Source organism: Kitasatospora sp. MBT63, assembly GCF_000710465.2.
GTDB lineage: Bacteria > Actinomycetota > Actinomycetes > Streptomycetales > Streptomycetaceae > Kitasatospora.
The window spans coordinates 1-13,767 of record NZ_JAIZ01000062.1; the positions used below are offsets into that span (position 1 = coordinate 1).

Here is a 13,767-nt window from a genome sequence, read left to right on the forward strand (position 1 = left end):
GCCAAGGTCACCGTGACCTACCAGCGCGACGGGCAGACCAGGACCGTCGACGTCACCCTCGGCAGCCTCTGATTCTGATCCTCGACCGCTGTCCGCCGGGATCGCTCGTTTCGGCGCGCTCGCGCCGTGCGCCGCCCGGTCCACTGTCCACGCGGGGCTTCAGTACCCGTTCACCCATCTCTGAGCCGTGCTGGCAGCCGATGGTGCCGGGCCGTCTGTCACCGGAGCAGCCGAGGCCGAAGCCGGAGCATACTCCCGCACCCGCCCGCCCCGAGGACGCCGACGGGGCGGGCGGGTGGTGTCAGAGGATACGGCCCCGGGCGTGTGGCGGGTAGAGCGTCTCGGACCCGAGTGCGGCCCTCCCGGCGTCGAGGGCACCAGGCTTCCTGGTGGACGCCGCCGCGAGCTCGAACCCGGGAGCCGCGCCGCGCCCCCTTCGCGGTCCGTGCGCTGGAACCGACTTCTGGTCCGAGTGCTGCCGGACGTGTAACGCTCTGAGCGCGACACCCCCGGCGGGTCCAGCGTGTGGCCGACGGGCCGCCGTCTGGCCTGCGCCGGCCTTGGGACGGGCCTGCGTCGGCATCGGCGTTCTCCGACGGGGCTGCGTCCCGCTACCGGCGGGGCCGCCGCCGGTAGAACCCGATGAGAGCGGGGCCGGCCGGGCGCAGCCGTGCGGCAGCAGGGAAGTTCCTTGCTACGGGAGTGGCTTGATGGCCGCAATGTCGATCATCTGGACCAGGTCGGGGCCTGCCGTGTAGTAGGCGCGGGTGATGCCGGCAGCTGCCAGGTTCCGTTGGCAGCGCGGACAGGGACGGGCAATGGCCGGGATTTCCGCGCGGCTGACGCGAGCGATGTAAAGAACGCTTCCCGGGAGCGGGCGCGAGCGGCGTAGGACTGCTTCCTCGGCATGGAACGTGGCATGTCGGAAGTCGACGACCGGGTTGTTCCGGCGCAGATTCGGTGAAGCTGCGAGAACGCGATTGCCGGCGCCCAGGACGGCACCCACACGGTAGCGGCAGCGGGAACGCAGGGCCTGCCGAAGGGCGAGCTCGATCAGGGCCTTCCGGTATCCACTCATTGAGATTGCCTGTAGGCGCGGGGCGTCGGCATGCATGGAATGAATGTTCGAATGATGAGTCCCTGTCGCATCGCTCGCATAGTTCCGAGACTAATGCTTCCGCTCCGATCCTTTATCCCGATTGTCGCGCGGCCTGCCGTACCGGCCCCGTCCGCCACGCCCGCGGAGCAAGCTCTTGGTGTCCGCGACCGCTGAGGACGACGCTTACCACCCGGCGGACGGCCCGTGCCCCGGCTGCGCGCCGACGGCAGCCATCCCCCGATCACCCGCCCTATCCACCGCTTGGTGGACGGCTCGTCGGTGGCCGGTCACCAATCCTGGAATGCAAGAACCCCTGCGGCGTGCACTTGTGACGCCCTGGGAACCGTCCGGCCCCGTGCCACGTCCAGGCGAAGCCGCCGACGACAACGGCACCGCCAACGTGAACGCTGAACACAGAGAGTCGAGAACGTGGCAACACTCAAACGACGACCCCGTGACGGATACCCCGGCCGTGTATTGGCCCTCGTGCTCGTGATCATTGCTGCCCTGGCGGCCGGCATGGTCGCCACCGGGCACACCAAACCCAAACTGGGCGTCGACCTTGCTGGTGGCACGAGTCTCACTCTTACGGCGAACCCGGCTGAATCCTCGGCCATCACCCCGGAGAACATGAACACCGCCGTGTCCATTCTCCACAAGCGTGTGAACGGGATGGGAGTCTCGGAGGCCGAAGTACAGACCCAGGGCAGCCGCAGCATCATCATCAACATCCCCAAGGGCAGCAACACCCAGGATGCGATCGACCAAGTCGGCAAGACGGCCAAGCTGTTCTTCCGCCCGGTTCTCGCGGAACAAGCCCCTGGCGGCGCACCCGGGATGGGCGTGCCCCCTGCGAGTATCAAGCAGCAGTTCGACACCATTGACTGTACGGACGCTGCGCAGCGTACCGATCACCAGGCCTCTCCCGAGGCCGACACGGTGGCCTGTGCACAGGACGAGCGATCCGGTGCCTACGCCAAGTACGCACTTGGCCCGGTCGCCGTGGATGGCGTCGACATCTCCAAAGCCCAGGCGGCCATCGACCCCAGCACCAATCAGTGGCAGGTGAACCTGGAGTTCAACGGGAAGGGCAGCAAGTCGTTCGCGGCCACGACCGGCCATTTGGCACAGCAGGACGCCCCGCAGAACCAGTTCGCCATCGTCATGGACGGCCAAGTGGTCTCCGCGCCGGCAGTCAACGGCCCCATAGCCGGAGGAAACGCACAAATCACCGGCACCTTCACTCAGGAACAGGCCCGTGATCTGGCAAGTGTCCTGAGTTACGGGGCGCTCCCGCTCGCCTTCGAGAAGAGCGACGTCACCACCGTCTCCCCTCAACTCGGCGGTGAACAGCTCCACGCGGGCCTGCTCGCCGGAATGGTCGGTCTCGCGCTGGTCGTCCTGTACTCCCTCGCCTACTACCGAGGCCTCGGCCTGGTGTCCGTGGCCGGGCTCGCGGTGTCCGCCGCGCTGACCTACTCCGTCATGAGCCTTCTCGGCGCGAGCATCGGATTCGCGCTCAACCTGCCGGCCGTCTGCGGAGCCATCGTCGCCATCGGCATCACTGCGGACTCCTTCATCGTGTACTTCGAACGCATCCGCGACGAAATCCGCGAAGGCGCGCCACTGCGCTCCGCGCTCCAGCGTGCCTGGCCGCGGGCGCGACGCACCATCCTGGTCTCGGACTTCGTGTCCTTCCTCGCCGCGGCCGTGCTCTACTTCGTCACCGTCGGCAAGGTGCAGGGCTTCGCCTTCACCCTGGGGCTCACCACCCTGCTGGACGTGGTCGTGATCTTCCTGTTCACCAAGCCCCTGATGGTCCTGCTCGCCCGGCTCAAGTTCTTCGCCAACGGGCACAAGTGGTCGGGCCTGGACCCGCGCAGCCTCAACGCCCGCACGATCCGGCGCTCACGCCGCCGACCCACCGAGCCGACGGCCGAGGAGGCCTGAGACCCATGATGAACATCCGAAACCTCGGTCATCGCCTCCACACGGGCCAGACCAGCATCAACTTCATCGGCAGACGCAAACTGCTGTACGCCCTGTCCGGCCTGCTCCTGCTGGCTTCGGTGGTCGGCCTCGGAGTCCGCGGACTGAGCTTCGGCATCGAGTTCTCCGGTGGTTCCGTCTACACGGTGGCGGCACCTCAGGTCAGCGCGGACCAGGCACGGCACGCGATCGACGAGATCACCCACGACAGCACCGCAGTGGTGCAGTCCACCGACAACGGGCAGGTCCGGATCCAGGTCAGCTCCCACGAGAAGTCCGATCCGCAGCAGATGGTCGGCGAGCTGTCCCAGCGCCTGGGCGTCCCCGCGGAGGACATCAACACCCAGATCGTGGGGCCGAGCTGGGGCAAGGAGATCAGCGAGAAAGCCGCTTACGGGCTGGCCATCTTCATGGCACTCGTCACCGTCTACCTGGCGATAGCCTTCGAGTGGCGCATGGCCATGGCCGCCCTGGTGGCGCTCGTCCACGACCTCGTGATCACCGTCGGAATCTACGCCCTGGTCGGGTTCGAGGTCACGCCGGGCACAGTCATCGGGTTCCTCACCATCCTCGGCTACTCCCTCTACGACACCGTCGTCGTCTTCGACGGTGTGAAGGAGAGCACCCGCGGGCTGGCGAAACAGAACCGCCGGACCTATAGCGAGGTGGCCAATCACGCCCTCAACCGGACACTGGTCAGATCCGTCAACACCACGGTGCTCGCGCTCCTTCCGGTCGCCGCCCTCCTCTTCATCGGAGGCGGCATGCTCGGAGCCGGAACCCTCAACGACATCGCCCTGGCGCTCTTCATCGGCCTTGCGGTCGGGGCCTACTCCTCGATCTGTCTGGCCACCCCCTTCCTGGCCCAACTCAAGGAACGCCAGCCGCAATTCCGGGCACTGGCGGCCAAGGTGGCCAGGGCGCGAAGCGATGCCGCGGCCGCTGCGGACAACGACGGAGTGGACTCGGCCGGTCCGGCCCCCGCACCCGTCCTCGCTGAACGACGGAGCACGTAACGCCGCATTCCTTCGCCGTCCGTCCGGCACACCCTCTGGGTGTGCCGGACGGACGGCGAGCGCGCAGCCGCTCGTCGGACAAGTCCGGTCCCGTGAGGGGCTGTCCGGCCGCCGTCCACCCGTTCGCGCCCTCGGGCGAAGGGCATGGAGAGCGGCTACGCTGGGCCGCGAGGGGAGTGTGGCGGAACAGGCAGACGCACCGGCTTCAAGTACCGGCGCCCGCGCGGGCGTGAGGGTTCGACTCCCTCCACTCCCATCCCTTGCGTGACATCTCTTGCGTGAGCCGTCCGGCGGCGCCGCCGCAGGCGCGGCGGGCTGCGGCGGTCAGGCCGCCGCCACGTCGAGAGCGGCCGGGGTCATTCCAGAAGCCCCCGCCGCATGGCTTCCGCCACCGCTGCCGCCCGATCGGATACGCCCAGTTTGTTGTACAGCCGCTGCGTGTGGCTCTTGACCGTGCTGGGCGCGAGAAACAACTGGTTCGCCACGTCGGGAATGCTCATCCCCTCCGAGAACAGCTGAAGCACTTCACGCTCACGATCGCTGAGCAGGGGAGCATCACTGTCCGTGCGGGAGCGGATCTCTCCTGCCAGTGCGCCCGCGAGCTCCTCGGGGATCACCGTCTGGCCGCGCGCGACCTGCGCGATCGCCTGGATGATCTTGTCGCGCGGGGCATCCTTGATGACGTATCCCGCAGCCCCTTCCTGGATGGCCCGGTAGAGCAGATCACTGTCGTCATGCGCTGTCAGGAGGAGAACCCGGGTGGGAAGCCCGTCCCGTGCGACCGCGTGAACCACGGCGATCCCGTCCAGGTCGGGCATGGTGAGGTCGATGACGGCCACGACCGGCTCGTGCTCCTTGATGGCGTCCAAAGCCTCACGGCCGGTTCCTGCCTCGGCCACGACTTCGAACCGGTCGGTCTGCCCCAGGGCGCGACGCAGGCCCTCGCGATACAGCGGGTGATCATCAGCCAGCAGAACCGTAGTTTTTTCCTTCATCGCGGCCATCGCGGGGGCCTCCTGAGCCTCGGAGCTTGCCTACTCCACTCTGCTCGTTCCCCATGGCACAGGCCAGCCCACACTCGCCCATACGGCCATACGGGTCAGCGTGGGCGGGTCGGTAGGTACGTCTCCTCGTGCTCTCCCTCCGCAGGGGCCCCGGGTAGGCGAAGCCTTCCCCGAGAGGTCAGCGAGCCGTGACGGCGGCGCCCGGATTATGGGTGATCCACCAGTGATACTCCTGGCGAACGTATCCGAACCGGTCCCTGTCCCAGCGCTCGTCACTGGCGGGTATCGGTCCCCGGCTGGTGTCGAAGCTCTTGTCGAAGGTGTGCAGCCTCCAGGCCAGCCATCCGGCACCGTCGTCGTCGGACGAGGTGTCGGCCAGTCTGCACCTGTCTGCAAGGGCGGCCTGACGGACGAGGAGGATACGCTCGTCCTGGTCCTGCCCACTGGGCCTGTGGAGCGCGGCGACGCAGTGCAGCAGGTCGTACAGCTCATGGGCCAGGGCCGGTGCGCGGGTGTAAGCCTGCACGGCCGACGGCGCGGCGGCGTCGCTCGCATACTTCGGCTGGTCGTTCATCTCTTCCCCGGCAGGTCGGCCTTGTGGCGTGCGCAGCGGCGGCACTCCGTCGATGGCTCTCCCTCCATGAGACACCCGCCGACCGCTGTCCTCCATCAGCCGTTCGGCCCTTTTTCGGACACCACAGCGACCACCTCACCTGCTAGGACCGGCACATGCCGGTCGTGTCCCGCGAAGTGGTGCAGTGATGGTGCGCCAACAGTCATGAAATCGGCGGGAGTTCGTCGCGGCTGTGCTCGGCGGGGTAGGTCCGGTCCTGGATCCCGACCAGGGATCACGCCACGTCCGCGTCTCCCGGCCGGCCGCCCGCGCCCGAGGGGATGAAGGGGACGGTGACGCTGACCGACGTACCGGGACAGTTGGACGTGATGGCCAGCCGGCCCCCGGCCGCCTCGGCCCGGAAACGCTGCGAAGCCAGACCGATATGGCCCTGAGCCAAGCGTTCGTCCAGGATCCGCAGATCGGTGCCGGTACCGTTGTCGGCCACGACCAGTTCCAGCATCTCGGTATGCGCGTCCACAGCGAGCGAGACGACGAGGCTGGTGGCTTCGGAGTGACGGCTGACGTTCGCGAGGAGTTCGCGCGCTGCGCCGTACACGAGTGCGTCGAGCTCGCTCGGCGCCGTGGGAGCGACGTGACAGCTCGACGCGATTCCGGTACGGCGGGCTGTGAGGTCGACCAGGTCCCGCACGGCCTGGCCGAGTCCCACCGTGTCCAGGACGGCCGGATGCAGTTCACGGGTCGTCTCGCGCAGGCCTCGGGCGACTTCGAGAAGGTTCGAGCTCGCCCGCGTGATACTGGCACGGGGATCGGCGGACAACCCCTGCTGGAGATCGAGATGGGTGGCAAGGACGTGCTGCAGCGGACCGTCGTGCAGCCGCTCGGCCAAGAGCGCTCGTTCTCGTTCGTCGCTTCGCATGACTTCTGCCAACAGCCGGGTTCGGTCGTCGATCAGTTTGGCAATGCGTGTCACGCGTTGGGACTGGATGGTGCACAGAAGCAGGCACAGCGAGCCGGTGAGTACGAAAACGATCAACAGCACCCAGGCCTGACCTGCATCCAGGCTGTGCTGAACCCGGGTGTCGAGGAGCAGCATGCCCGTGTAGGCGGCGACGGCGGAGGTGATGCTGAGGGTGCCCAGGGCCAGCACGGGCTGGAAAGCCGCGATGGCGAGGAGCAGGAACAGGCTGTTCAGGAGCATCGTCGAGCCGCTGGACAGCAGGTGCAGGACCACCACAACGGTGATGTCCGCGGCCAGGGGGAGCAGAGTCTGCAGTCCTGCCCCCTGGTGCGGCCGTCGGGCCGCACGCCGGAGCCGCCACAGCGTCGCCACCCCGTACACGGCCACGATGGCGACCTGTACGGGCCGGTGCTCGGGGTGCGGCTCCACGGTGATGGCCGCGCCGAGCACTGCGGCGAACGCCAGCCGCATGAGGTTCTGCAGGTGCAGGGCCCACTGGCCTTGCGCGTGCAGATAGCCGGTGTCCCGGGCCCCGTGCTCGGTAATGTTGCGATACGACATGATCATCATCGGTTCGGCCTCGCCGGCGCTCAGTCCAGCAGGCCGCGGCGCATCGCCTCGGCCACCATGGCGCCCCGACCAGTGACGCCGAGCTTCTGGCAGATCCGCTGCACATCGGCCTTGACCGTCGTGGGAGCGAGGAAGAGCACCGAGGCGATCTGCGAGATCGGCACACCGTCCGCGACCATGGTGAGGACCTGGCGTTCCCGTTCGGTCAGCACCGTCCGGACCTGGTCGGCACGTTTCTGGATCTCCTCCACCAGACCGCTGGTCAACTCGTGGGGCACGACCGTCTCGCCACGGGAGCACGCCTCCACGCCATCGAGGATCTTCGTGGGATCGGAGCACTTGGTCAGGTAGCCCACCACCCCCTGCTGCAGGGCGCGGTAGACGACCGAGGGCTCGTTCGATGCGGAGACCACCATGATCTTGGTCGGCAGGCCGTCATGCCGCACACGCGCCGCGACCTGGCCACCGTCGAGCATCGGCATCTGGTAGTCCAATACTGCAACGTCCGGGCGGTGTTCCCGGATCGCCGTCAGTGCCGCGCGCCCGTCGCCGGCCTCGGCGACGACCGTAGTAGTCGTGGAGAGCAGCCGCACCAGCGCCTCGCGGTAGATGGGATGGTCGTCGCCTACGACGACCCGGATCTTGGATTTCGTTTCCAGCATTCTCGGTTCCTCCTTGAGAGTCATGCAGTGGATCGGACGGGCGGTTCGTCGACTGACCGGACCGCGTTGCTCCGTGCCCCGGCGGCCGGCGCGTCAGGCCGGTTGGACGGCACCCCGTCGGCCGGCGGATCAAGGCGCACGGGAGAGGTGAGTGCGGGGGGCGTGTCCGTGCCGTGCTTCGCGCAGGAGCGGCGAAGCGCCCACCAGGTGCCCAGAGCCGCAAGTACCAGTAGGGCACCGGACATCAGCGCCGCCGCATTCAAGCCGTGCTGAAAGGCGGTTCGGGCCTGCGCCGCCAACGCGTCCGCTGTCGCGGTGGGAAGCCCGGCGGCCACGTCCAGGGCGCCGGCGAGCGATTCGCCGGCGAGATCGGCCGAATGACCGTCCACGCCGGGGGGCAGCTGAAGACTGCCGCGGAAGACGGCCAGCAGCGCCGATCCGACCAGAGCGATGCCGAGCGCAGCGCCGAGCTCGTACGCAGTTTCGGAAATCGCGGCGGCAGCACCGGCCTTGTCAGGCGGGGAGCTGCTCAGCACGAGATCGGTGGAGACCGTGTAGATGGCTCCTTCCGTCACACCGACGATCAGGAAGACCACGGCGAGCAGAAGATAATCGGTGTCGGCGCTCACCCAGCCGAGGACACCGGTGCCGAGTCCCATGAGCAGCAACCCACCGCACAGAACGGCACGCATACCCCGGCGGCGGATGACTCGCCCGATCAGGAGCCCGGCGGCCACAGCACCGGCGAATGCGGGTAGTTCCGCCAACCCGGCCTGCACGGGGGAGTAGCCGCGGACCAGCTGTAGGTACTGCGACATGAAGAAGATCACACCGGACAGCCCGAGGAGTGAGAGCAGAGTGGCGGAGACCGCCGCGCTGAATCGAACAGACTTGAACAGCCTGATGTCCATCAGTGGAACGGGCAGCCGCAGTTGGCGCCGGACGAAGACGAAGAGCGCCGCTGTGCCGACCGCACCTGCGACGGCCACGTCGGAGCGCAGCACGCCGTGCGCCGCCGCCTCCTTCACCGCGTAGACCACACCCAGCAGACCGACCATCGACAGCAGCACACTGGGAACGTCCCAGGCGCCAGGAGAAGGATCCTTAGACTCCGGCAGCAGCCTGCGTCCACCGATGACCAGCAGGACGGTGATCGGAACATTGATCAGGAACACCGATCCCCACCAGAAATGCTCCAGCAGCAGCCCGCCCACCAGAGGACCGACCGCGGCTCCGGCCGTCGCCGCAGCGCTCCAGATACCGATCGCCGTGGCGCGTTCCCGGGCGTCCGGGAACAGCGCCCGGATCAGCGACAGCGTGGAAGGCATCAAGGTCGCCCCGGCCAGGCCGAGCAACGCCCGTGCGACGATCAGCCAGCCCGCGGTCGGCGCGAAGGCGGCCAGGAGCGAGGCGAGGCCGAAGCAGATGCTTCCGATGATCAGAAGGCGTTTGCGTCCGATGCGATCGCCGAGCGAACCCATCGTGATCAACAAGCCCGCCAGGACAAAGGAGTAGATATCCCCGATCCACAGGATCTGCGCCCCGCTCGGGTTGAGGTCGTGACCGATGGACGGCAGTGCCAGAGAGAGAACGGTAGCGTCCACCCCTAGCAGCAGTACCGCCAGGACCAGAATGGACAGGCCCATCCACCGTCGGGCTCCTGCCACACCGGCCGGTACGGCAGGTTTCGTGGGCATGCTCATTGCGCCCCTCCAGGGCAAGTGCTCGTTGGACGGACTCGCGACGCATGGCGCCAGGCCGTCCGCCACCGCAGCCGAATACCTCGGCTCCCGGCAATCCCGACCGCGCTCCGCAGCCACCGCCGGCACGGGCCGTCGAGGTGCATGTGACGGCACGCGCAGACAGACCGGGAAGACCGCGCGGCGCCGTGCCCGTGAGAGCACACGCCAACGGCGGTTCCGAATCCGGAGGCCACATCCCAGCGAGTCATACCGCCAGCAAAAGGGATGAAGCGGCGCGACCTTCTCAGCCGATCGACGGATCGAACGGGGGAACCGCTCCGCGCCGATCGCTGCATCCGTCCGGGCAGACTGCCCGTCCGACCACGAACCCGCAGCACACCGCACGGTGTTCGCCGAAACCGGCACCGGCCGACAACGCCGCCCGCGCACCTGGCGTGCTCCCGGACGACCAGGCGGGGAGCGGAGCAGGCCCATGGGAACGGGCCGGATGAACCGCCTATCGGATGACCGCAACCCCACCGCGCACACGCAGGCTATGGGGAAGGACACATCAAGCAACCACCCCGTCCGTTCGAAAGTGACGCCATGCGTTCCAACGACACTCGCTGCTCCCCGTACTCGGATCATCGACCACCTGAGCAGCCGACGACCGGTCCCGGTACGGCCGAGCAGCCGTACCGGTGGGTCCTGCCGCACGACGAGCAGGCCGCCGGCGCCGCACGGGAAGTCACACGTGCCGCCCTGGAAGACTGGGACGTCAACGAGACCAGCGTGGACGAAGCACTCGTAGTCGTCTCCGAACTCGTCACGAACGCGGTGGAGCACGCGCAGCCGCCGGTGGTCCTCCACCTTGCTCAGCCGGATCCCGGAGACGTCGTCCACGTCGAGGTGGACGACGGAGGCAGGGCTGAACTGCCGGGCGCGTGGGTCGCGAGCTGCGCACCTGACGAGCACGGCCGCGGGAACATCATCATCGACGCCTTGGCCACGACTCACGGCACCAGGGTGCACAGTTGGGGCTGTACCAACTGGGCTGACCTGCACGTCTGACGTGAGCGGATCGCAACACCGGTGTGCTCCGTCCACGGCTCGGTTCACATCTACGAATCCTCAGCTACCACGAACCCTTTGGCTGTCAACTCGCACAGTGCTCCGGAGCGGTAGAGCACTCCTCCGCGGAGAGACCCCGCCTGCCGGCGCCCCGAAGGCGGGTCCTGGCGAGGCAGCAGCTCGCGGCCCCCACCGTGCCCACAGGTGGTGGGAGAAGGACGGCCGCGATGTCTCGCGAATCCTACGAACGGCCGGAGCCCCCCGATCGGGTGCCCAACCGGGGGGTGCCGGGCCCTCGGAATCGGGCTCATATGGTGTCAGCAATATGAGCTGACCGGCTCGCTGCCGACCTGATTCACCCGATGTGAAGGGGAAAAATGAAAATTCGAAACTCGGCCCTCCTGCTGGCTCTTTCGGCCGCGGGATCGACCGCTCTTCTCAGTACTGCGGCATTCGCATCGCCTTCCGACCCGGGTACGGGGAAGCCCACCGTCGTTCTTGTACACGGCGCATTCGCGGACTCGTCCGGCTGGGACGGCGTCGTCAAGAAGCTTCAGAAGGACGGGTACCCCGTGGTCGCACCGGCCAACCCGCTCCGTGGGCTTGCCGGCGACTCCTCGTACGTCTCCAGTGTGCTCTCCAGCATCGAAGGTCCTGTGGTTCTGGTCGGACACTCCTACGGCGGTGAGGTCATCACCAACGCCGCGGTTGACCACCCCAACGTGAAGGCCCTCGTCTACATCGCGGCTATTGCTCCGGAGAAGGGGGAGAGCGCCAACGACATTCTTTCGAAGTATGACGGAAGCAAGCTCCCCGAGTCGCTCAAGCCGATTCCGTACAACCGTCCGGACGGCACCCAGGGAACCGACCTCTACATCAGTCCGGACAAGTTCAGGTCGGTCTTCGCCGCTGATGTGAAGGCCAAGGAGGCTGCGGTCATGGCCGCCACCCAGCGCCCCATCGACGGCAACAGCCTCAGTGACAAGAGCGAGAATGCCGCGTGGAAGAATATTCCCTCGTGGTACATGGTGGCAAAGGGAGACCAGGCCATTCCGCCTGCGGCCGAGAGGTTCATGGCGGACCGTGCGGGGGCCACCACTGTTGAGGTGGACGCCTCCCACGCCGTGGCTGTCTCGCACCCCGACGACGTCTCGAAACTCATCGTCTCCGCGGCGAAAGCCAAGTCCACCACAGGCTGAAGCGCGCTGATGACCGCAGGATCATCAGCTTGATCCGCGTGACAGCCTAGTTCGACCCGTCGAGCCCCCTGATGCGTCCTGGGCGGCGCGACGGGGCGAACGAGTTCCCTTGGCTCGCGGCCCACCAACCCCACATCCGAGTCGGCCAGCGGCGCCAGCCCTGCGGCGGCCTCCTACTCCCTGGCAGCCCCGCTCCTCGGCAGCCTCCGGCACTGACGACACCGGGAGCACGGTCACCCTGCCTCCCTACAGCCGCTCGACAGCAGCCGGGGTAGCCTCACCCCCCGAGAGAAGGAACGGGCACCTCGGTCGCCAACCCAGTACGACGACCGGTACGGTACAGCGGACGCGCACGCATCTCCTCGCGCGGTGGCTCAAGACCGTACGGTGGGACCCACGGCGCCGTCCGTGCCTGCAGAGGCCGAATCGTTGACACGACCGGCCGCGGTGACAAAGCCCGGCAGGTACTGGCCGGTGATGCGGAACCCCCAGGCCGAGCGGATCACCAGCCGGCCCGGCCGCCCCCGCCCGCGTACCAGCCCTGGGCAGGACGTGACATCCGGACATACGAGTGCCGCCGCATCCGTGGCTCGATGCGGCGGCACAGCGGGGAGCGGCGCGCTCAGGAGCGGGAAGCCTGGACGATCGCGTCGACGACCTGCGCAGGCTGCGATGCTGCGGCTGAGTGGCTGGCGTCCACGTGAACGATGCGTGCACCGATGCGCTCCGCCATCCACTGCTGCGCCTCAGGCTGGAGGGTACGGTCCTGGGTACACACCACATAGGTACTGGGAATGCTCTTCCACGCGGGCACCCCGCTGGGCGCGGCCAGGCACGATCCGGCGGCCGGCCCCTGGGAAGCCGCCATCACGGCAGCTTTGGCGGCGGGAACATCGGCGGCAAAGACCTCGGCGAACTTCGTACGATCGAGGCTTACATATCCCTCGGCATCCGCGACGACCGCCTCGAGGCCGGGTGAGGCAGGGAATCGCCCGAGAATCTCACCAGCCGCCTCGCCCTCCTCGGGTGCGACGGCGGCAAGGTACACGAGCGCGGCCACGTTCTGGCCTCCTGCGGCGGCGTTGGAGATCACCATTCCCCCGTAGGAATGCCCCACCAAAACGCTGGGTCCGTCGACCTGTGCCAGTGCCCGCTGGACAGCGGCAACGTCATCCTCCAGAGAACTCAGCGGCAGCTGCACGGCCGTAACCACATGCCCCTCCTCCTGGAGACGGCCGGTCACCTCGGTCCAGCTGGAACCGTCAACCCACAGGCCGTGAACCAGTACGACGTTCGTCATCTTGCTTTACCTTCTTTTCTGTCAGATGCACTTCTGTGGTCGATGTTCGGGTACCGGTCCTGCTCGCACATCATCCGTTCGGCCGGGCAACCGGGGGAGTGAGCCTTCCCCCGGGACGCGGACACCGGTGTCTCGCGCGGTGGTCGTGTGCCAACGCCGTGAAATCGGTGGAAGTTCATCGTGGGCGCGTTTGTCGGGGTGGAGCTGCTCGATGCTGGTCCCGGGCCGGTAACGGCCGGGGGATGACGGTCCGTTCGTCGCGCGTCCCGAATCGTTGTGTATCTCGAACAGCTGGTGGTGCCCGGTGGCAGGAGTGTGTCGTCGTCGGGGAAGACCAGGACGACGTCGGTGCGGCGCTTGACCTCGCGGTTGATCCGCTCCAGCGAGTTGATCGGCTGGATCTTCTTTGTGCTGGTGTCCGGTCTGGTCTGTCGGTGGGGTTTCGCGCGCTGTTGTTGCTGGTTGGTGTTCCGAGTGGACGTTAAGTCCCTTTTCTCTCGGCTTGCTATCGCTCGGACGCGTGAACGTCGGCCGTACTGGCGTGCCGGTCAGCGTTCGAGTGATGTTCTGCGGCGCATGGACAGGCGGGCGTATCCGAGCGACTTAGAGGAGCTAACACAAAGCTCTGGTGTGGCCATGT

Annotated in this window: 11 protein-coding genes, 1 tRNA gene and 1 pseudogene; 5 read left to right on the plus strand and 8 right to left on the minus strand. The window is 67.4% G+C overall.

The features are described 5' to 3' along the window. Nucleotides 1-694: 694 nt before the first annotated feature. Nucleotides 695-1,114, minus strand: a complete 420-nt coding sequence (locus tag AA75_RS45140) for a hypothetical protein (RefSeq protein WP_082526241.1) — start codon at nucleotides 1,112-1,114, stop codon at nucleotides 695-697. Between the two features lie 504 nt (nucleotides 1,115-1,618). Here AA75_RS45140 and secD point away from each other — a divergent pair. The 3 genes from secD (at nucleotide 1,619) to AA75_RS04355 (ending at nucleotide 4,360) form a co-directional block, all read left to right on the plus strand. Further along, nucleotides 1,619-3,049 carry a protein translocase subunit SecD gene (secD, locus tag AA75_RS04345; protein WP_033818395.1) on the plus strand — a complete coding sequence of 477 codons (1,431 nt, stop codon included), beginning with the start codon at nucleotides 1,619-1,621 and terminating at the stop codon, nucleotides 3,047-3,049. Between the two features lie 5 nt (nucleotides 3,050-3,054). Beyond that, nucleotides 3,055-4,104, plus strand: a complete 1,050-nt coding sequence (gene secF / locus AA75_RS04350; protein WP_051811829.1) for a protein translocase subunit SecF — start codon at nucleotides 3,055-3,057, stop codon at nucleotides 4,102-4,104. 172 nt (nucleotides 4,105-4,276) lie between these two features. Further along, nucleotides 4,277-4,360, plus strand: a tRNA-Leu gene (locus tag AA75_RS04355). Between the two features lie 100 nt (nucleotides 4,361-4,460). Here the strand turns inward: AA75_RS04355 and AA75_RS04360 are convergent. The 5 genes from AA75_RS04360 to AA75_RS04380 form a co-directional block, all read right to left on the minus strand. Further along, complete coding sequence (locus AA75_RS04360; RefSeq protein ID WP_033818390.1) at nucleotides 4,461-5,108, minus strand: response regulator transcription factor; 648 nt, start codon at nucleotides 5,106-5,108, stop codon at nucleotides 4,461-4,463. Between the two features lie 178 nt (nucleotides 5,109-5,286). After that, nucleotides 5,287-5,682 (minus strand): hypothetical protein, encoded by a 396-nt coding sequence (locus tag AA75_RS04365; protein ID WP_051811830.1) that lies wholly within the window; start codon nucleotides 5,680-5,682, stop codon nucleotides 5,287-5,289. Nucleotides 5,683-5,956: 274 nt separating this feature from the next. After that, complete coding sequence (locus AA75_RS04370) at nucleotides 5,957-7,213, minus strand: sensor histidine kinase (protein WP_033818391.1); 1,257 nt, start codon at nucleotides 7,211-7,213, stop codon at nucleotides 5,957-5,959. Nucleotides 7,214-7,233: 20 nt separating this feature from the next. Continuing rightward, entirely contained in the window at nucleotides 7,234-7,899 is a 666-nt protein-coding gene (locus AA75_RS04375) for a response regulator transcription factor (RefSeq protein ID WP_233288929.1), read from the minus strand. Then, nucleotides 7,896-9,521 (minus strand): MFS transporter, encoded by a 1,626-nt coding sequence (locus AA75_RS04380; protein WP_063794277.1) that lies wholly within the window; start codon nucleotides 9,519-9,521, stop codon nucleotides 7,896-7,898. Before AA75_RS04380 ends, AA75_RS04375 begins: the two co-directional genes overlap by 4 nt. Nucleotides 9,522-10,163: 642 nt before the next feature. On the opposite strand from AA75_RS04380, the gene AA75_RS04385 reads away from it, so the two are divergent. Continuing rightward, on the plus strand, nucleotides 10,164-10,628 hold the full coding sequence (locus tag AA75_RS04385; RefSeq protein ID WP_082526243.1) for an ATP-binding protein: 465 nt from the start codon (nucleotides 10,164-10,166) through the stop codon (nucleotides 10,626-10,628). Nucleotides 10,629-11,005: 377 nt separating this feature from the next. Next, complete coding sequence (locus tag AA75_RS04390) at nucleotides 11,006-11,827, plus strand: alpha/beta fold hydrolase (protein ID WP_033818393.1); 822 nt, start codon at nucleotides 11,006-11,008, stop codon at nucleotides 11,825-11,827. 622 nt (nucleotides 11,828-12,449) lie between these two features. Here AA75_RS04390 and AA75_RS04395 read toward each other — a convergent pair. Next, nucleotides 12,450-13,127, minus strand: a complete 678-nt coding sequence (locus AA75_RS04395) for an alpha/beta fold hydrolase (protein ID WP_033818394.1) — start codon at nucleotides 13,125-13,127, stop codon at nucleotides 12,450-12,452. A 308-nt stretch (nucleotides 13,128-13,435) separates the two neighbouring features. Next, nucleotides 13,436-13,636 (minus strand): annotated as a pseudogene (locus AA75_RS53405) (transposase); the annotation flags it as partial. Between the last annotated feature and the right edge of the window lie 131 nt (nucleotides 13,637-13,767).